18 protein-coding genes are annotated in these 19,823 nt (G+C 55.2%); 12 read left to right on the top strand and 6 right to left on the bottom strand.

What is annotated here, in order from left to right; genetic code table 11:
- Positions 1-308: 308 nt before the first annotated feature.
- Complete coding sequence (locus NWI01_RS02735; RefSeq protein ID WP_141382416.1) at positions 309-854, top strand: DUF5625 family protein; 546 nt, start codon at positions 309-311, stop codon at positions 852-854.
- Between the two features lie 336 nt (positions 855-1,190).
- Complete coding sequence (locus NWI01_RS02730; protein WP_141382415.1) at positions 1,191-1,733, top strand: recombinase family protein; 543 nt, start codon at positions 1,191-1,193, stop codon at positions 1,731-1,733.
- A gap of 113 nt (positions 1,734-1,846) precedes the next feature.
- Here the strand turns inward: NWI01_RS02730 and NWI01_RS02725 are convergent, their stop codons facing one another.
- Positions 1,847-2,272, bottom strand: a complete 426-nt coding sequence (locus tag NWI01_RS02725) for a Rap1a/Tai family immunity protein (protein WP_141382414.1) — start codon at positions 2,270-2,272, stop codon at positions 1,847-1,849.
- Between the two features lie 461 nt (positions 2,273-2,733).
- Between NWI01_RS02725 and NWI01_RS02720 the strand changes: the two genes are divergently transcribed.
- The 8 genes from NWI01_RS02720 to NWI01_RS02685 all read left to right on the top strand — a co-directional run bounded on the left by NWI01_RS02720 (position 2,734) and on the right by NWI01_RS02685 (position 9,988).
- Entirely contained in the window at positions 2,734-3,114 is a 381-nt protein-coding gene (locus NWI01_RS02720; protein ID WP_141382413.1) for a hypothetical protein, read from the top strand.
- Positions 3,098-3,664, top strand: a complete 567-nt coding sequence (locus NWI01_RS02715) for a helix-turn-helix domain-containing protein (RefSeq protein ID WP_141382412.1) — start codon at positions 3,098-3,100, stop codon at positions 3,662-3,664. Before NWI01_RS02720 ends, NWI01_RS02715 begins: the two co-directional genes overlap by 17 nt.
- Positions 3,661-4,338: a hypothetical protein gene (locus NWI01_RS02710; protein ID WP_141382411.1), complete on the top strand. Its 678-nt coding sequence runs from the start codon at positions 3,661-3,663 to the stop codon at positions 4,336-4,338. The genes NWI01_RS02715 and NWI01_RS02710 overlap by 4 nt, the downstream gene beginning before the upstream one ends.
- A gap of 496 nt (positions 4,339-4,834) precedes the next feature.
- Entirely contained in the window at positions 4,835-5,155 is a 321-nt protein-coding gene (locus NWI01_RS02705) for a hypothetical protein (RefSeq protein WP_141382410.1), read from the top strand.
- A 472-nt stretch (positions 5,156-5,627) separates the two neighbouring features.
- Positions 5,628-6,242: a hypothetical protein gene (locus NWI01_RS02700; RefSeq protein ID WP_141382409.1), complete on the top strand. Its 615-nt coding sequence runs from the start codon at positions 5,628-5,630 to the stop codon at positions 6,240-6,242.
- Positions 6,243-6,267: 25 nt separating this feature from the next.
- The gene (locus NWI01_RS02695) at positions 6,268-7,683 is read left to right on the top strand and encodes a DUF234 domain-containing protein (protein WP_141382408.1); all 1,416 of its coding nucleotides are present in this window, start codon (positions 6,268-6,270) and stop codon (positions 7,681-7,683) included.
- Positions 7,684-8,097: 414 nt separating this feature from the next.
- Positions 8,098-8,406: a hypothetical protein gene (locus NWI01_RS02690; RefSeq protein ID WP_210242936.1), complete on the top strand. Its 309-nt coding sequence runs from the start codon at positions 8,098-8,100 to the stop codon at positions 8,404-8,406.
- A 508-nt stretch (positions 8,407-8,914) separates the two neighbouring features.
- On the top strand, positions 8,915-9,988 hold the full coding sequence (locus NWI01_RS02685) for a hypothetical protein (protein WP_141382406.1): 1,074 nt from the start codon (positions 8,915-8,917) through the stop codon (positions 9,986-9,988).
- Between the two features lie 467 nt (positions 9,989-10,455).
- Here NWI01_RS02685 and NWI01_RS02680 read toward each other — a convergent pair whose 3' ends face one another.
- Positions 10,456-10,845, bottom strand: a complete 390-nt coding sequence (locus tag NWI01_RS02680) for a hypothetical protein (RefSeq protein ID WP_141382405.1) — start codon at positions 10,843-10,845, stop codon at positions 10,456-10,458.
- A 537-nt stretch (positions 10,846-11,382) separates the two neighbouring features.
- Between NWI01_RS02680 and NWI01_RS02675 the strand changes: the two genes are divergently transcribed.
- Entirely contained in the window at positions 11,383-11,703 is a 321-nt protein-coding gene (locus NWI01_RS02675) for an RNA polymerase sigma factor (RefSeq protein WP_141382404.1), read from the top strand.
- Positions 11,704-11,814: 111 nt separating this feature from the next.
- On the opposite strand, the gene NWI01_RS02670 is transcribed toward NWI01_RS02675, so the two are convergent.
- Positions 11,815-12,855 carry a sulfite exporter TauE/SafE family protein gene (locus NWI01_RS02670; RefSeq protein WP_141382403.1) on the bottom strand — a complete coding sequence of 347 codons (1,041 nt, stop codon included), beginning with the start codon at positions 12,853-12,855 and terminating at the stop codon, positions 11,815-11,817.
- 359 nt (positions 12,856-13,214) lie between these two features.
- Entirely contained in the window at positions 13,215-14,033 is an 819-nt protein-coding gene (locus tag NWI01_RS02665) for a lytic murein transglycosylase (RefSeq protein WP_141382402.1), read from the bottom strand.
- A gap of 211 nt (positions 14,034-14,244) precedes the next feature.
- Between NWI01_RS02665 and NWI01_RS02660 the strand changes: the two genes are divergently transcribed.
- Positions 14,245-14,856 (top strand): hypothetical protein, encoded by a 612-nt coding sequence (locus NWI01_RS02660; protein WP_181410347.1) that lies wholly within the window; start codon positions 14,245-14,247, stop codon positions 14,854-14,856.
- 40 nt (positions 14,857-14,896) lie between these two features.
- Here the strand turns inward: NWI01_RS02660 and rpoD are convergent, their stop codons facing one another.
- Both rpoD and dnaG read right to left on the bottom strand, forming a co-directional pair.
- The gene (gene rpoD, locus NWI01_RS02655) at positions 14,897-17,050 is read right to left on the bottom strand and encodes an RNA polymerase sigma factor RpoD (protein ID WP_141382401.1); all 2,154 of its coding nucleotides are present in this window, start codon (positions 17,048-17,050) and stop codon (positions 14,897-14,899) included.
- An 812-nt stretch (positions 17,051-17,862) separates the two neighbouring features.
- Entirely contained in the window at positions 17,863-19,767 is a 1,905-nt protein-coding gene (gene dnaG, locus NWI01_RS02645; RefSeq protein ID WP_141382400.1) for a DNA primase, read from the bottom strand.
- Between the last annotated feature and the right edge of the window lie 56 nt (positions 19,768-19,823).

Raw genomic sequence — 19,823 nt, 5'->3', positions numbered from 1 at the left:
CGATGGGGTGGGACTTAAGATTTTGGGGGTGCCTCTCGCGAGAGGGGCTTGGTATTACGCGATATGACGTCGCGTTCGGTGCTCGAAAGTATGAGCGGGCTTCCCGACCTGGGGGCCGGTGCCAATAAAAAAACCGGCGTCCTTGCTTCGACCGAGGGAAAACCGGAGGGGATGTCTGCGAGGCGCTTGGCTACTGTTCACAAACGACAGCAACGCGTCGCGTTACTTTGTCGAGTAATTCAGAACCAAGTTTAAGACGACACAACTAGTGACGCTAGATCACAGCATTTGACGCAGAAGACGATCACATGGGACCAATCACCTACAGTCTTTGCCAGAAACAGATCATTGGGCTTGCAATGTTTATCACGGGGCTCTGCGCGTTCCCGCCCTTGATTGCAGCTACTGATGTTTCCCTTCGAGAGTCTGGCTTGATCCTCGATAGGGCATTCAACGTGCCCGTGGACAAGTCGTATCAGCTTGAACTTGAATTTGTCTTTCCTTCGATTGAAGCCCGTGTTGCAGACAAGCTTGTAGGAGACGGAGACAGCAGCAGTTTCTGTACCAGCAATACAGACTACGACGCTATCCCGGACCGAGCGCGCGCCCGCTTGGGCCTTCCCATTCCCTTCAGAGTCGTTGTTCGCGCAAAACCTGGAGAAGCTCCCGTAGTTGATCAAACCTTCCACTCGTTATGCAATATGAGCCACATACGAAACTCCAAGGGCAGGATGATTGGCCGATTACACCTCAATCGAGGTAACCATCGAATCGAGGTTTACAGCTTACAACCGCAACCCGCCTTCAACGACATTGAAGTGCAACTGAGCCTCGTCAGTGGTCATGGCAAATGAGGTTAGGGAACAGATCTGATTTCCCGACCTCCACGCATCGCCTTGGCTAGTGATTGTTTGGAGATCGCTGCCAAGCGTGAATATTCGGACTGCTGCCCGGTGATCCTCTCCGGTTGATCGAAAGCCGGGAGCAGGTGATGCGGGCCCTGCTGCCGGATCACTGCAAACTGATCTCGGGATCCTAACTCTCTCTCAATCGTCCCATTACGTCCCAATAGGGTAAACCCTCGCGGTACAGCGCCACGAGACAAAATATTTGTCTCAATAGAATTGACTCCAGTATTTTGAGACACTAGAGATTTAACGTCTAGAGTCAAATGAGACAGAGGCAGTCAAATGACCACAATTGGTTATGCGCGGGTTAGCACCACCGACCAGGACGTGAGCATTCAGATCGCGGCGCTTAGGGCTGTAGGCTGCGAGGTGATCCGTTCAGAGAAGGTTTCAGGAACTAGCACCACCGGGCGAGTTGAGTTGCAGACGATCCTAGACTTTCTGAGGGCTGGTGACGTGCTAACCGTGACCCGGATTGACCGGTTAGCCCGCTCCATTGGTGACCTGCAGGATATTGTTCGGGCCGTACGTTCTAAGGGTGCAAGCCTCAAGGCGACGGAGCAACCGATCGATACCAGCACCGCCGCTGGGAAGGCATTTTTGGATATGCTTGGCGTATTCGCAGAGTTTGAAACCAACCTGCGGAAGGAACGCCAGCTAGAAGGGATCGCCAAGGCCAAGGCGGAAGGCGTCTATAAGGGCCGCAAGCCGTCGATTGACGTTGCCAAGGTCCGGGCGCTCAAGGCAGAAGGTTTGGGACCGGTCGCGATTGCTAAGGCACTCAAGATAGGCCGTGCGAGCGTTTACAGAGCGCTCGAAGCTTAGAGTCCGAAGATCGCAGAATTGAAAGCCGGTGAACGGTCATTAGACCTTCTGTAGTTGACATTGGGTCCAACGGCTTATCGAACGACGCCTAGCTAAGCAACGGCGTGAAGTCTTCATTCTGCTCCTCCGCGAACCCTGCAAGGCCAGACATTTAACAGAGATTCTACGACAAGCTCAGAGGCACCGACATGTCGCTTGGCGGGGTAATCCTTGAGATACTTGCAAAACACATCGCTTATCTGGATGAGGCTCGCATTCTTCGGCAGACAGTATTGCTGAATGTCACCCGTTAGGTTGGTCATTGCACTATCGACCGCCTTGACCGCCGCGATATCCTGCTTCCCCGTCCATACTCGAAGCTGAGCTTGAGCGACGCGCCCAAGGTTGACTTGGTCCTGGTCCAGCACTCCGGCAATATACGCCAGAATCGGAGCGCGCTTTGGCCCTTCGCACGCCTCATGCATCATGTTGCCCGAATAGAGTTGCGCATTCGCTGAATTGGAAAAGACGAGAAACAAAAGAATGATCAGTGCCCGCATAATGACCCCGGCAAAAACCCCAAATTTAGGACAGGCGAGAACAAAAGCTGACCCCGGTAGCCACCCGACCGTTAGGACTCAGGGCAAGCCAAAGCAAAGGCTGATGGCCTTTACAAGGGGCGGCCCGAAGATACCGACCGCAACGAGGGTATTGCCCGTTTGTTGGCGACTGGCCAGTCATGGACCGCAATCCAAAATACGATGAAATGCGGCCGGGCGACTGTCCTGAAGATATCCCGGCGTTTGAGGGCTGCTGACGCAAGCGCCTCAACTGCCGGACGGGCAGGCGGTTTTTCCTAATCGGGAGACTCGAGGCAGTCGCCGCCTTGATGCTCGATGTTCGCTGATCGTGGAACTGCTGGGTTACAACTTGGACCACGCCGGGTCGACTTTGACGGACTCGGCACCCCCGGTTAACTAAATGGATACGCGGGTAATATTATCGCAAAAAAGTTATACGGATGTGGACCTATCGCTGCTACGATGATGGAGGTTCCTTAAACCTATGGCAGCGATGGTATGATGCCACCACCACCGCTCAGGGTTCGCACTCATCTGTTTTCGACAATCTCGAAGGCCGCGACGTATGGAAAAAGCCCTATTCCGACATCCTAGATAAGAAAAACAAGATCATCGAAATTCGATTGACCGATGCAGCCAAGATCGAATGGAGGGTCTTGGGCTTTTACGGGACGGCGAGGCGGGAGTTCATCGTTGTCGCCATCTGCAACCACAAGCAGAAAGTCTACGACCCAGCCGACGTGAAAAAAACAGCCGTGAAGCGAAAAAAAGAGATCGAAGCAAACCCCAAAAAGGCCCTCGCCTGTGTTCGACCGACGTAAGCTTGAAAAGTTTCGAGAGAAGTCCTTCCGTGACGGGTATTTGCAAACAACCGTTCGAGGTTGGATAGCCTATCAGATCCAGGCGCTTCGCGAGAAAACCGGCCTAACTCAACAAGCGTTCGCTGAACGGCTAGGCAAGAAACAGAGTACCATTTCGCGCCTTGAGAACTCCGAATACGGCAAGGTAACCGTGCAAACGCTGCTGGACATCGCATGCAGTCTCGACGTTGCGTTGCAGGTCAGGTTCGTAAGTTACCCTGATTTCCTAAATTCAGTCATGGACTCAAGCGTTGTCGCAATGCAGCCGGCGACGGTTTACGAGTCCCTCATGGTGGAACCTCAGGTCCTTCGCGAAGTGCAAGATGGAACGGCTCTCGCGCAAGTAAGCGGAACTGCACAGCAATCGCAATCGGATAACCGATCGCTCGTCCAGCTATTCGGCGAAAGCGGACTCTGGGATGCTGCAGGCTTCGGCAACGCCATTGGCCAAGGAAATATCGGTGCATTGAACAGCGCTATATTTGCCACGCCACGGAGTGCGGTCAATTGAAGCTCGTCGCCCACGAAACATGCCGAGTTACATGGCTATTTCAGTTCGAGGCGGTACACCCGATTGATGGCATCAACGACCCTACGTTTTTGCCGATGCTGGTCGCTCGCTACAACTTCGCCCAAGTGCCGAACGTCGCTGTGACGTTGGAGGAATTCAAGCAGAAAGGCTTTCGTTTCGGCGCAGGTCATTTCAAGTCGGATACCCATTCTGGGGCGATCAATGAGTTCTGGGTCTATACTGACGGGTTTGTAGCAGCCGCGCAAACGACCGACATCGGACAGCACTTTCTAACTGATCTGATGACTTGGCTGCAGACTGAGTGGTCATTCCGCGAACTCACATCGATGCGCGAATTGTTCTTGAGCAACGTGGTCGTGGATTTCGACCGACCTTTAGATCGACTATTAGCGGCGTATGATGCCATTTCCCAAGTGGTCTCATTGAAAGCAGGTGAGCTCTTTCGCACGCCTGACAAGATGGGGTTCGCTCGATTGGATTTCGAATTTGATCGAACGAGCGAAACGCTGAAGCTTCCTGCGCCTCGCTTCACTCTGGAGCGACGGGCAAACGTACCTTTCGGGCAAGAGCGTTACTTTACCAGCGCCCCGCTAAGCACAAGGGATCACTTACAGGTTCTAGAGGCGATCGAGAAACTTATTTCATCCTCTTAGGGAAGATGACCGCGAATGTAGTCCCCATTCAGATGAGCGACCGCGCTACGTATCTCCAGAAACTCGCCAGGTGTTAAAGATCTCGCGGCCCAACCGCGGGCCGTTGGAGACTTTGTATCCCTAGAATATAAAATCGCTCAGAAAATCGTTTATGAGGAGCTGATTATATTTCGGCCCAGGATTTCAAATTTTCGGGCATTGAAATAAAGCGAGATACGCAGAGAATGATCAATGACGGCCCTCGGAAGTATGACGTCTTAGAATTCACCGTCAACTGTTGGAGCGACTGGCATTGGGAACAGCTTAAACAGGAGTGGGCGGAGAATGACTTCGGGGAAAATCCAAACTTCAGCAAGGAAGCTCACAAAGCTAAGCGAGAAGCTTCGCGAGTGTTCTCCAAGAGGCACTTCCGGTTTGATATCAGTGACGTAACGGGATGGTAACGGCCAAGCCCGCGAAGATTTATGCAGAGATTTGAATGCGCCGGAGGATAATCGTGAGGGATATCGCGATTGCAACAACCATTTTGGCGAGCCTCGCCACCCCTTCTCTCTCTCAAGAAACCACGTTTAAAGATCTGCGATCCTATTGCCACGCAATGAGCGAAGCGTCATCCCCGACCTTGGCGGTACGTATTGGAGGCATGTCACGAGCGCAAGCTGAAGAACAGATGAAAGGGATGACTGATCCCACTGCGATCAGAATGGTCAAAGAAGTAATTGATTTTGCATACTCACAACCGGCTAGTGCCGGACTTGACGCAATGAAGGCGGAGCTTAAGAACCGTTGCATCTCGAAAAAGATATTTGCGCAGTGAACCCCTAAGTTTCATCGCTTCCCATGCAGTCGCACCAAGTTTAGTCCAGCCCGACTAGCGTACGCCAGACCTGCACTGCGTTTTCATGGACGACCTTCGGCGCTTGAACCCTCACAAGGGACATGGCGTGAGCTAATCGGTCCTCTGCTTCGATTGATGACCATCCATTATCACTCACAAACTCGGCAATCACTGCAGCCACACGTACAGCTTCTTGGGGTGTACTACTACCCGCAAGAATAAATAGCCGAGCAAGCTGCTGCTGGTTTGGGTCTTTGTTCAGCTTCATCATCCTCCTGATTGACCCAAAGAAACCCATAGTTGATCCTCCGCTTGGTTGCGCACCGCGGTTCGAACATCTGGGCCCGGCACCAGCACGTAACGGCGCATCTATAATTCCCAGCCATATTTAAGGAAAGTCGTCCACAGCGAATGTGATGCGACCATAACATGGCAAGCAGAAACGATGAGGATGATGTCTCAACTTCATGAGAGAAGCCTTGATCTCTATTTCGATCAACCTGGTTGGAACGAACCAATTCCAGAAGAACCTGTATTGAGCCCGTCGCCCGATGATTCAGTATGGTCGCGCAATGGCGAGATCGAACGAATGAAAGAACGAGTTCGTTCGGGTCTCGCTTGCACAAACGGTCTTCTTCTTTCAGCACTTTTTAGCTTGAAGCGCCCGGTCGGAATCGCCGTTGCATTACAACGAGTCACACGCGAAAAATATGATGTGCTCTGTGAAATAATCGACATCTTCCGTGCCGATCCGGCGATCAAAGCCATCGCCGACTTTAAAGATGTAGCATCATGGTCTCATGCTATCGCGGAAACTCGCCGTATCCTACATTTCTCAGGCTACGAACGCCATTCTGACGACCGGACAGTCGCCGTAGGCGAGGCTTGCAAGCGACTGGAAACCCAAGGATTTATCGTCACTCTAAATGCATTAGGCGTGGATATTAGTACCACTGATTTAGGCCCGATATGCGCGGACATTGAAAGGCGCATAAAGCACATCGGCGGCCGGCAGGTTATCGATGCAACCTTAAAATGGTTTGAGGTGAATAAGCGTATTTTTTGAAGGCTCGTTGCTCTACGGTCGAACAGTGAGTCAGCTTCCGAACAGACGAAGGCCAAGCATTCCGTGGCATTTTCTTTACAACATCGCATGGAAGCATTTTGGTGCATCGCCAGGATCAAGTGATCCCGAGAAGGATATAAAGGATTTAACAGATCTTGCACGTGATATGTCGGCAATTTTCGACTTCGAAACTTATTCTACTTTCGACGGCATGATTTTGACCTCTTCCAACTTTTATCGAAGTATTTTGGACCGTATTCTTTACGATGAACTATTCGGATTCCAACAATGGCAGCCGAAGGTCGCGAGCCAAGTTTTTTCATCTTGGCTAAAAAACCTAGAAAAAGCAGGCTGTGTTTTTCCTCATGCTTCACGCGAGGAATGGGAAACGCTTGGTTTGTTACTGATCAAGAATTCACAAATATCGGCTCTGACGATCACGCATCCGTCGGAGTATTCAACTTACGCGCTTTCAACTGCTCGCGTAGTCGAATTGTTTGAGCTATTGGCAATTCCTCTTACTAAATTAAACAAAGGATACGCGCTTCCAATCGACACGCCACACCGGAATAGCCCATACTTTCCTCTCTTCAAGATATCCGGTGAACTTTACGCTTTGCCTCCGCGAGGTATGGCCGCACGTGCCCTCTTTGAGCGCATCTACAAGCTATTGCGGGACGCCGAAGTTGATGATCTCGAAAATCGTATGGGTAAAGCCCTTGAGCATATGGCTGCCGAAGCAGTGCAACTTACCGGGCATCCGCCTGCTTATTTTGCACGAGCATATCGGCCTGCGGGCCAGAGCCATAGACGCGCACCGCTCGAAATTGACCTTGCAGATGAGTCCGATGAGCACATTTTCTTTGTTGAGTGCAAGAAGAAGCAACTCACAAATGACGCCCGCGCTGGCAACGTCCTCTCGGCCGCCGTAGACCTCGCTTCAGCATTCTTGGCGCCGCTGATACAGATCAATCGGCACGAAAGTCAGCTCCGCGCCGGTGGGATCCGCTTTTTAAATGGACAGAATCTCGCGCTGAATGGGCGCCGTATTCAGCGACTGGCCATCACAATGACCGACCATGGTTCTATGCAGGATCGGATGTTTATCCGCGCATTTCTTGTGGGGCTCTGGGGCGCGACCTTCGTCACAGTCAACGGTAAGCATCAAGCTGACGTCGATAGAGTCAATAAGAAGCTCAGGAGCGTCGTCGACGGCATTACATTTCTTGCGGAACAGGACGGTGGTAAGTTCGAGAATTTTCTTAAGCGATACATCGGCGCGTCCTGGTGGCTGTCGATCGACCAGTTCACGTTTCTTTGCGAACGCACTCGCGACTTAAGAATTGCGAGCGCTCCAGTAGGCAGCTTAATCTTCGGAACTGGCGATTTGATGAGCGAGATCGCGCATTGTGCTCGCATGGGACTATTGAAACCTGCATAGTGCATCCGGTATTGAACTTGAGCGAATGCCGGTAGCGCCAGTGTATAGCGGCACGGTCGGCCCCATCCCTGAACTGGCTTCAGTGGCGATAGCAGCGGATCATCTGGCTGCGTCTTATTCACGTCTGACAAAGGGAGGCAGTGCGATGGGATACGTTGAAGAATGAAACAGTGGGAAGAGAGCATTCATAGACTTGCGAGGTCTGACATACCGACCGACGCGAAGCTTATGGCGATAGCGGAACAGCGGGCTGGACACATCTCCCTCAAAGCCGTCGCCGACGAGTATGACCGATTATTAGTAGCGAAACTCAGCCGGCCTCGTGCTCGCGGACTTTTAGCGCGGCTTTTTGGAAGGTAAGACTATTTTCTGAGTTATCTGCTCTTGCCAGTCGTTCGAGGAACACGGGGTCTGTTGATGGAGATTATTCTCGGTATCGTAGCCGTGGCAGTAGGCAGTTATCTCATAATTAACGGCAAGCGAAACGCCGACCCTCTCAATCGAAAGTGCGCAGCCGAAATTTGCGAGTATCTCGCGGATTCACCAGAGCGAGATCCAACCAAAATTTTCGGTATCTTTATGAGTAATGCCCGGTATCAAAAGCAAGCCTTACACGTCATTTCGATGGTTCCTGTGCTTTTGATAAAGGCTGGCCATCCGAAAGAGCAGGCTATGGGCGAAGTGCCGTTTATCCGGGCCGTTGCAATGTCCCTTCCAAAATAAGACTGATCTACTAGCCTTTGCGAAAAGGCCCCGAAGCGCAGATGTGATCGGGCTTTGTAAGTTGGCCGGTGGCGAAATGCGCGATCGAAATCAACGTTGCTGGCATCGATCCGATCGATCGGCCCTCTTCCTGCCCCGCAAGAGCCTTTCCCAACCGCGGGCACAGTATGGTGCCCCCGCGCGAAGCGACTAAGGCAACGCAGGTGCGATTGCAGCCACAATTCTGATCATGGCTAAATCACGTGAGACAACTGTATAGAAACGCATAGTGATCCCATGGAACGTCGCCTTGTCCCACTTGTATCTAATTATCTGAATTGACTTCTGTATTACGGCCCCCTAGGGAGCGCCAGCTCAAACCTAAGCCATTGATAAGCTGAAATCTCTGAGCGATCATAAGCTTAAGAAACCGCCCTGCTACACAAACTTAGTCCACAAGGGCGGTCCACAGATGGCGGTGATGAGCTATATCCAGCGTATCAGTCATATCTAAACGGAAGGCGGTATCGTGACGTTGGTCGTAGGCCGAATCGCCGGACCGCGTGTCTCTATTGCTTCGGATACGCTGTTGACTGGCCCCGGGGGGCAAGCACTTCCGTTTCAGGATGGTGTGATCAAGTCGTGCATGCTTCCGGGCGATGTGTGCGTTTCATTTTCAAACTCTCCTGTCACAGCAGGTCGTGCATTCAAAGATTTTACTTTCAAGTATCCTTTAGGAGCAGCTTTCAATGAAGTCGTGACCTTCTTTGAGCAATCGAGCCAAAGCACCGGAAACGATTACATGGTCGCGTTCGCGAATCCTGCAAGGCTTCTTAAGATAGTTGATGGCAAGCGTGTCTCCAGCTTTTCGAAAACGCAGTGGATCGGCGATCAAGGGGCATATTCTAAGTTTCGGACTTATGAAGCGCGGCATCGGCCGAGACAGCAACAGGGGCGAGCTATCAATGCTGCATTGTTTGCTGATGACCTTGCGAACTCTCCCGCAAGCGATTTGTTCTCGACGATGCGGAACGTAGTTGCTGATCGATCGGCCGCTACTACTGGAGGCTTCGTTAACATTGTGAGCAATTTTAACAACGGTTTTCGTTACTCTGTCTATTCGGACATGCTTTACGATTGGCCGTCTGGTAAGTCCGTGGACTACGAATTGTTAGCCTCAGAACCTATCGCGTTCACTTCAACAGATGAAAACTCGAGCTTCGCGGTCGCGCAAATTTCACCGGCCTACATGGGTCTCAACTTGGTAGCTTTCTATTTCACGAGTGCTAGGAATCTGTTCCTTTTCTATGGAGAAGCGAACGGGATTGCAGATCGATGTCAGGTTTTTCAAGATGTGCCGGCCTCGGCGGCCATCCCTGCAACGCTTAATGGTTTCGTTCGAACTGACATCGAGTGGCTCTTGCTGGTCACCACACCGCGAACCCTGAATGGATATCGGCTAACTCCATCCATCAATACACCCGGCAATCAGCTCTCATTTTTCTGCGAGGCCAATACTTTCCCGCCAAACGAAAGCAGCACAACAGTAACAGCGAAACCGAGTTGCCGCGTTATCGATTTGGGCGGCCTAACGGGTCGGTAAGAGCCTTTCCGCTCGTGCAAATGCATTCAATCGTGGCTTCCCTCTACTCGCCTGCATCGCCGGCTTATGCTACACAGCGGACAAATCAGGCGACAAAAAGCTCAGTTATTTCAATTGCATTGAGCACGGCGTGGCGTTTCCCCTAGGGAGATCCAAGGTTTCTTCCCCTTTGAAACTACTAAAGAAAACAGCTCACATCGACCCACTTTTAGGAACGATGTTCTGTGGGTCTGATCAGTGGAGGCCTGGCACATCGTTGTCTGCACCGGTACGGGATGCCCGCGCAGGCCGGGCTGGGTGCCGACCGAAGGAAACCCGCCGGAGTGCACTGGCGCATTCTGATAATGCGGGAAGCGACGTGACGCGGCGGTTGGTTTCTGAGCAATAAAAGCGGGGAGGAAGCTGGCTTTCTCGCCTGGCATGCAGGACCAGCACCTCCTCCCCACGATTAGCAGGGAGGAGTTTTGTTACCGCGGGAACGGCTCCTTCGTCTCGTTCAAACAAATACTCCAAAAATCAAAAGAGCAACTTGACCCCGTAGCTTTGTATTCCAGAGTTCTCGTCGCCAAATCGACCGAAATGCCGAAATGTGCGAACGCATCGTAAATCTCGGAGATCGTCAACTCACTCATCAGCGGCTTATAGGTTGCTCCGACAATCCCGCCCCGCCCAAAAACCAGGCCGTCCACGAACGCCTCAAAGTTCTTGTCGGACAGTTTCGAAAATGGAGGGGTGTTTCGTAGTTGCCGAACATCGTCAGCGGTTCGAGCAATCCAATCAGCTTCACTGACGAGTAGTTGATGATATTCTGGAATTTCTTTGACAAGTTTGGTCTTATCGATTTTGGTAATGTTCATCTCTCACCCCGTGATTTCTGAATAAAGCATTCAAGTTTTAATGCGCGGGTGCGCATCCTAACGGACCTGCGCTAGCGTGGAATAAACACCTAATTGATCCAGACGAGCAGTTGAGCAATCCTTAATCGGCTCGGAGCTCACTATCGTTCCATCAAAGAAAAAGCCCTCCCGAACGGATTATTCTTTAGACCGTCGTCGGGCTTTTGCTTCCATGGATGTGGTGACTATATCGTGGCGAATCGGCCATTGCAGTATCCTTCTTTGCTTTCTTGAGCTTTGCTCTCACATTTAACGGGAGCTGGATCGCTGCGTCTTTCCACGCCTTGCCTTGGCCGAAACTCGCTCAGATGACCTTTGAAGCGGATCGCCCGGCAGCAGCCGAAGGCTTATTGCTAGAATCGATCTAAACTACTCTGATTGCGATAAAACTTCAGTTCTCTAAAGCCGTGAAGCGGTACGATGTGCTTGAGAGGCGGCGTCGGAAAAATGCCGTGGACGGCTGTAACGGCCGTAGCCTGGCGAAAACTCCGAGTCTGAATGAGCGATTCGGCTGCCCAGTTCGTGGAATTGTATCTGGCTGAGAGCGGTCGTTTACAGCGCCGTGTCAGCCGGATCATTGGTTGTCGCGCGACGGCTTCGGACATCGTCCACGATGTCTTTCTGCGTTTGTGGAAGCGCAAGCAGAATGGAATGGACGAACCCAAAGCGCGCGCAATGCTGCGATCGATTATATTCGGAGTGAGCGTGTCCGCGCCGAGTACATCGAGCGCACGGTTCCTGAACAACGCTTCACCACCCCCTCCTCGCCGCATGACATCGTCGCCGCACGCGATCATCTACGGCACATTAACGATGTGATCCGGGGCGCTGCCGGAACGCAGCCGCCACATCAGGCGTCAACTTTGAGATAACGCAGGTGATCGGGCGGCCGCCTCGTTGGATTGTCCCTATCCGATGCCGCTGCTGTTCTCAGTCAAACTTGATCTTGTTGATCAAACGGTTCTGACCGTCAAAATAATAGGCTTCATAAGAGATACCTTTCAGAGTGTACACCCTTTCGACATCGACTTTTTCAGCGCCGCCCTGCAAGGATCGGACATGGCGTTGTCGATCAAGCGAAAGAGATGACAGCGGAACGACCTTTTCGATCTCCAAGCCTTCGTCGTAACTCACCTCTGCAAAATATATCGAGGTATTCCAAGTCAATCTGGCGTTCAGTTCTTTCGCCTCGATGGTCACGCGGAGACCAGGGTCGTTTGCAACTTTGATATCACCCACCGCGCTGTTCAGCACCAACACGCCAGAAACCACCATGGCGCCGTATCCAGCACGCATGAACAGTCCCCTGGATATTCCCGGCAAGGCGAATTTCATGAAACCTGACGACAGCACAGCAGCCAGCGCGACGAGCAAGCCGATGCCTATGGTTTTCAGCTGAAATAAACCCAGTGATGCATACAGGGAGAGCTTGAGCACATGGAGGAAGGCTTCGTTCGCGGCTCTGGTAGCGATGAGTTCCTGATTGTCCAGACCACAGCGAAAATAGAACCCGTTAAACAGGACGCCAACCGCACCAGTCAGACCAGAAATGAAGCCAGCTAAAAAGCCGACCGATCTGATTTGCCATGATGGAATAGTGAGCAATGCGGATGAGGCAGGTTTTGATTTCTGCTTTCTGAAAAGCAAAGGAAGATTGGAGATCAGAAACAGGCCCATGCACAATTCTAGATACATCGGCTCCAGATAACTCAGCAGCTTCGCGCCTAGAACCACTCCCACTATCGCCGTCGGCAAGAACAGCCTCGCCATATCCCAACGGATGGCATTGAAAAATATCCAGATTCTGGAGATTGAGCTCGCTGCTGTTCCAAGGGTCAGCGCCGCCGGCACCTGGCTGACCGGAAGATAATAGCCAAGAAGCGGGATCAGCAGTAATCCGGCGCCGCCGCCACAAATGACACTGAGAGAAAACGCGACAAACGATGCGGCAAAGAGAAATAAATAGATCATGGGATCGTCGACCTGCGAAACGTAAATTGTACGTCAGGGGCACGAAACCTTCAACAAGGCTACAAACCTTCAACAAGACCATGGGTAAGGGGTGAAGGACCTGACTTACCTTCATCCTGCGACAGGCAGGTCACCGGACACGACGGGTCCGTCCGGGTGCGGGTCAACGCCATCACCTTCGGCACATTACCAGGCGAAGCTGCCAGATGACGCTATAATGTCTTCGATCGAAGCATCTCCTCGGGCTCGATCCGAGGATGGATGACTTGTTCGCGTGAAAAGAAAGCATCAAGGCGACGAGTTCGCTTCTGTTCAGTCAGAGCGAATTGCTCCAAGGAGCACCGAAGGTCGAGCGGACGCTACTGTCCCGCCAGCTTGTCGGCGAAGTAGCCGATGGTTCTGCGGTAGACCTCGGAGCGATTCCACTCCCGCATCACTTCGAAATTGGGTGACCCCTGATGATAGTCGCCGCCGGCCTTCCAGCCGTTGACCTTCAGCAGGTTCGCCGTCGAGGCCAGCACATCCGGTACGGAATGACGCAGGTCGACATGGCCGTTGCCGTCGAAATCGACACCGTACTTGATGTACGACGAGGGCAGAAACTGGGTCTGCCCGATCTCGCCCGCATAGGCGCCGACCATGTCGCTCAGGCGCAGGTCGCCACGCTGCACGATCCTGAGCGCCGCCAGAAGCTCGCGCTGGAACAGTTCGGTGCGTCTGCAGTCATGCGCCATCGTCGCGAGCACCCGAAACACCGGCAGCTTGCCCATGTCGCCACGGCCGAAATCCGTTTCCAACCCCCAGATCGCAACGATGATCTCCGGCGGCACACCGAACTGCTTCTCTATCCGCGACAGCAGCGAGCCATGACGCGCCAGCATCGCCTTTCCGCCCTTGATGCGGCCACCGGTGACGCGGGTCGCGACGTATTGCTCGAAGCTCTTGCGGAAAGTGCCGCGCTGCCGCCGGTCGAAGCTCAGCACGGCCTGATCCTGATGCACGCCGCCGAGCGCCTGCGAGATCACGCCCTGCGATACTCCATTCGCGGCGGCCTCCCGTGACATCGCCGCTACGAACGTGTCGAAGTCGCCCCCGCATTGCGCGGCTGACACGGCGGTCGATGCAAGGGGGGCGGCGAGAACGGCGGCGGCGAAAGCGACGGCGAAACGGATTTTCATTGCAAACCCTTTTTGCTGAATCGTCACGGCTTATAGCACGACTTTGGGGCGAGGCGGCATGGGCGCGGAGCCCGCCTCGTTCGCGCACAGAACCACGAACGTGGCGGCTGCGCCATCCGGACTTTCCAAGGACCGCCCGAGGCTCGCCCGTTCGCGTCAGAGAACAGCGCTCAATGCTTTTGCCAGAACACGAATCCGCTATGCTCCCCGCATGACCGACCCTGCCGCTTCGGCCTCGACGGCCTTCGACCTCTACTACCTGCAAAACGGCAAGCGCTTCTTCTGGCGCAATCCGAATCACGGCGTGACGCTGATCGACGCCGGACACGAGTCGGCCATTCTCTGGCACAATGAGGGTAAAGCGATCCGCAGGCTCTGGACCGACATCGCCTCCATCAACATGACCGCCGGCACCACGGGCAAGGAGATCGTCAACAATTGCCGCATCAATTTCCGCAACGGCCGCTTCCTCGTCGTCACCGACGGCGGCGCCTCCGGCGAGGTCGATCACGATCGCACGCCGATCTATCGCGACTTCGTTCGCGCGCTGCACCGCCGCCTTGCCCTCGCGCCTCCCGGCACCATCCGCTTTCTCGCCGGCGTTTCGCAGACACGCCACACCGTGATGCTGGTCACCGGCGTGATCGCGGGGCTACTGTTCATCGCCACGCCGCTGGTGCTGACGCTCTTCCTGCGCGACTGGCGCGCGCTCGGCCCGCTGGCGGCGGGCACGATGTTCGTCTGGCCGTTCTTCAAGGTGATCGGAGCCAACAGGCCGCGCGACTACGATCCGCACCACCCGCCGGGCGAACTGATGGACTGAAACACGTTCCGCCTCTGATGGAATCAGAAGCGATAACGCTCTAATTATCGAGGAAGCTCCGCAGCTTGCGTGACCGCGAAGGATGCTTGAGCTTGCGCAGCGCCTTGGCCTCGATCTGACGGATGCGTTCGCGCGTGACCGAGAACTGCTGGCCGACTTCCTCCAGCGTGTGATCGGTGTTCATGCCGATGCCGAAGCGCATGCGCAGCACCCGCTCCTCGCGCGGCGTCAACGACGCCAGAACCCGCGTGGTCGTTTCGCGAAGGTTGCTCTGGATCGCAGCATCAATGGGAAGCACCGCGTTCTTGTCTTCGATGAAATCGCCGAGGTGTGAGTCTTCCTCGTCGCCGACCGGCGTCTCCAGCGACAGCGGCTCCTTGGCGATCTTGAGAACCTTGCGCACTTTCTCCAGCGGCATTCCGAGCTTTTCGGCCAGTTCCTCCGGTGTCGGCTCGCGGCCGATCTCGTTCAGCATCTGGCGCGAGGTGCGCACGATCTTGTTGATGGTCTCGATCATGTGCACGGGAATGCGGATGGTGCGGGCCTGATCCGCGATCGAGCGGGTGATCGCCTGCCGGATCCACCACGTCGCATACGTCGAGAACTTATAACCGCGACGATACTCGAACTTGTCCACCGCCTTCATCAGGCCGATATTGCCTTCCTGAATCAGATCAAGGAACTGCAGGCCGCGGTTGGTGTATTTCTTGGCGATGGAAATGACGAGGCGCAGGTTCGCCTCCACCATTTCCTTCTTGGCCTGGCGCGCCTCGCGCTCGCCTTTCTGCACGCCCTGCACGATCTTGCGAAACTCACCGATCTCAAGCCCGGTCAGCGCCGCGAGCTGCTGGATCTCGCCGCGCAGCTCCTTGATGCGGTCCTTTTCGTGGTGAACGAAATTCTTCCAGCCTTTCGCGGAGAGTTTCGACACCCGGTTGAGCCAGCGAGGATCGAGCTCCGAGCCCTGGTAGTTCCGCAGGAAATCCTCGCGGGCGACGCCGTGGCTGTCACCGAGCCGCAAAAGACGCCCCTCGAACGAGACCAGCCTTTTGTTGATGTCGTAAAGTTGCTCGACCAGCGAATCGATACGCGCCTGATTGAGGCGCAGCGATTTCACCTCGACGATGATCTCATCCTTCAGCTTCTTGTAGCGGCGCTCCTGGTTCGGCGAGAGCGATTCATTCTGAAGCTGGTTGGAGATGTCGGCTTCCTGCAGGCGGCGCAGCTTCTTGTAGCTGTCGGCGATCTTGTCGAATGTTTCCACCACCTTCGGCTTCAACTCGGCTTCGATGGCCGCAAGCGACATCTGATTGTCGAAGTCGTCCTCCTCCATCTCGCCTTCCGCGGCCGCACCCGGAATCTTCTCGTCCCGGTCGGCAGCCCCCGCCGGCGCGGCGCGCGCGGCACGGAACGGCGTCGGAGATGGCGGCGCCGAAGGAGGCGCGTTCACCGTGGCTTCAACGCCGCCCTCGCCCGAGGCGGCATCGGAAGCGTCAGCCGACAACGGCTGGCCGCCGGGGCCGCCCGGCGCGCCGAGCAACGCCGGGTTCATGCTGCTCTTGGCCTCGGGTCCGGCATAGGTCGCCTCGAGGTCGATGATGTCGCGCAGGAAGATCTTTCCTTCGTTGAGTTCGTCACGCCAGATGATGATGGCCTGAAAGGTCAGCGGGCTTTCGCATAGCCCTGCGATCATCGCCTCGCGGCCGGCCTCGATGCGCTTGGCGATGGCGATTTCGCCCTCGCGCGACAGCAGTTCGACGGTGCCCATCTCCCGCAGATACATGCGCACGGGATCGTCGGTGCGCTCGCCCGGTTCCGACTTCTTGACCTCGGTGACGGCCTTCTGCGTGACCTCGACCAACTCGTTGTCTGTCTCTTCGTCAGCCTCTTCCTTGTTCTCGTCCTCGCTGTCGGCATCCTCGGATTCCGACACATTGATGCCCATGTCCGAGAGCATCGACATGATGTCCTCGATCTGCTCGGGCGAGGTGGTGTCGGACGGCAATACTTCATTGAGCTGGTCGAAGGTGACGAAGCCGCGCTTCTTCGCCTGCTTGATCATCTTCTTGACGGCGGCGTCGCTGAGGTCGAGCAACGGCGACGGCGCGTCCGCGGTATCCTTTTCGGGAGCATCCGCGGCCTTGTCATCTTTTTCCTTTTCCCTGACCTGCAGCGTCTTTGCCTTGCTCGCCATTCACAGCTCCTGAAACGCACTCATCCGGAAGCGCGCCCGCTTCCCCGTGAAATCCCGCGCCGCGCCCGGCGCTCTTGATTTGCGTCACTCACGACGCATAAAGGGCGGCGCAAGCCTCTCGCCACCCCGTCAACCCTCTTTCGAATGATCGTACCGCGTTGGACTACGTGTCGGATGACCTAGGACATTTTCGCTTCTGATTGAATCAGAAGCGAACTCCAGATTGTTGTTTTGACGCGTTTTCTTCACGCGAACCGGTATCCACTTCGCTCGAAAACGCTATAGCCTGCCAGCCCTTGACTTTCAATTAACCCTGTTTGCCGCCAAACCCCGGATTTGGCGAGTCTTTATCACGGTTCCGAGCGCCACCGTCCCCGTATCATTTTATTTCAAAGGTTCCGCCCGACGCCCCCCATCCGCGCAGGCGGGCATTCCCTGACCGCCGGTTCGGCGAAATCCGGGCTCCCCGGAGTATTCCCTAAGTAAGAAGCGCGGTTGATGATACAAGCCGGTCCGCCGTAACTGCGACCGAAACGGTGCAGATGATCAGCCTTTTGTTTTCCGCAGAAGCAAAATAACGCCAAGCCGCTGCTTTTACTCAGCATCTCCCGTCCTTTATCTCTACCTTTGGCGGGTTGATGGACCCGGTTTCGTCCGCCGGGAACGTCGATCACGAGGCACCAACCACTCCGGAGAACGGCCGGATGCAGGCCAGCCCCATCCCGGCGGCCCCATCAACGGCGGAAATGGAACTTGATCCAGCACTGCCACAGGGCGGTGATAAGTCGTCATGATCGGGGGGCCTGGGCTGCTCATGCGGCAAGATGCATCGTACCGCCCTGGGGCGCCCAGATGCGAATGATGTCTTCCGCCCACTCCGACAAGGCCACCCCCTCTGCGCTAATACCCTCCTGTTCGGCGTGACCTTCCCGAACCAGATTCAGCAGACGCGCGACCGCAGATTCGTCGCCCTCCCCGGCGTCGAGCCTGGCCCCTTGAATGTCATCTTCCAACTGATGCCAATGCAGGATTCTGATGAAGTGATCCAGGCATGCCGAGACAAAATCAGGCGGCGGATCACGACTTAGAATTGGGAAGCGCTCGAACAGCCGATGCCCACGCTGTTTGCCGTCGCCAGCTTCGCCGTGGACTGTTTGCAGCGTTTCATAGAATTTGGGTTTGAGTTTCGTCCAAATATCTGCGACGGACAGCTTTGCGTCGGTAACCAACAACCGAAAGAGACTCGTCAAAAATCCATCGAATTCCTCGGGGAAATGCAGACGTTCTACTGAGTCCTGCTTATCCTCGAGCAGGTTGGGATACTCGACGAGCATCCCCAAAATGACCTTTTGCAGTCCCGAACGCTGATCCTCGCCGCGAATCCTGAGTTCGTTTCGAACAAATTTGGAGCCTGCTTCCTTGTGATTGCGGGACGGCCCGCGATTGACCTGCCAGAACAGGTTGGCGAGCTGCATCCGTGACGTTCTGAAGAAGGCCGTGTTGACGGCCTGATCCTGGATCGTCCGGACCAGCGCATAGAGCCTCTGCTCGAGCGCGGCCTGCTTGTCGGGCGTCCGCACGTCCTGACCATCGGTCTCGCGTTGCCAGAGCACATCCCATAGCGGCAAGGAGCCCGACAGAACGGTTCGGAAAGCCTCGACGCCCTTTTCCCGGATCAGGTCGTCAGGGTCTTTCTGTTCGTCCATGAACACGAAGCGGAAGGTTTTTCCGACGCGAAGCAAGGGCAGGATGCGGTCGACGGATCGATAAGCGGCCGCGACGCCCGCGCGATCGGAATCGAAGCAGACCACGGGCTCGGGAGACAACCGCCACAGGGTGGCGATCTGCTCTTCCGTGAACGCGGTGCCCATGGTGGCGACCACGGCCTTGATCCCCACCTGATAGACCGCGATGGCGTCCATGTAGCCTTCGACGGCAACGACCGAATTGGCCTCGTGCGCCGGCTGGCGCGCGCGGTGAAAGTTGAAAACCACCGAACCCTTGTGAAAGATCGGGGTCTCCGGAGAATTCAGGTACTTGGGCTGAACGTCCTTCCTGAGGGCCCGCCCGCCGAAGCCGACGAGACGGCCGCGCTGATCATGGATCGGAATCATGATCCGGTCGCGGAATCGATCGTAAGGGACGGGAATGTCGTCGCCCGCGATCAGCAGGCCAGCCTCGATCATGTCCGCGACCGGAACGCCTTTCGATCCCAGATATTCCTTCAATGCGAAGCGATCGGCGGTCGCATAGCCAATCCGGAACTCGACAATACTGGAGGAGGCGATGGCGCGGTCCGACAGGTAGCCGCGCGCCTGCGCTCCGGCGCGCGAGGCGAGGTTCTGCTCGAAATATTTGGCCGCGAGCTCCATCACCTCGAACAGGGATTTCTGCCGCTGCTCCCGCTGCTCGTCGTCCCGCGAGTTGCGCGGCAGCGGAAGCCCCGCCATCGCCGCAAGCCGCTCGACCGCTTCGGGAAAGGAAACGCCCTCGGTCTCCATCACGAAGTCGAAGATGTTGCCGTGCTTGCCGGTGGAGAAGTCGTGATAGAACTGCTTCTGGTCGTTCACGGTGAACGACGGCGTCTTTTCCTGCTGGAACGGCGACAGTCCTTTGAACTCGCGCCCCGCCCGTTTCAGTTTCACGCGCCGGCCGACAACTTCCGAAACCGGAAGGCGGGCCTTGACCTCATCAATAAAGCTGGGCGGGAACCGCATGCGCCATCTCATTCAATCTCGACGGCGGGTATAATTGCCTGCCGCCGCCCGGGCGA

It is taken from the genome of Nitrobacter winogradskyi, assembly GCF_006539545.1.
GTDB classification, from domain to species: Bacteria; Pseudomonadota; Alphaproteobacteria; order Rhizobiales; family Xanthobacteraceae; genus Nitrobacter; species Nitrobacter winogradskyi_A.
This window is presented reverse-complemented; position numbering and strand designations above follow the sequence as displayed.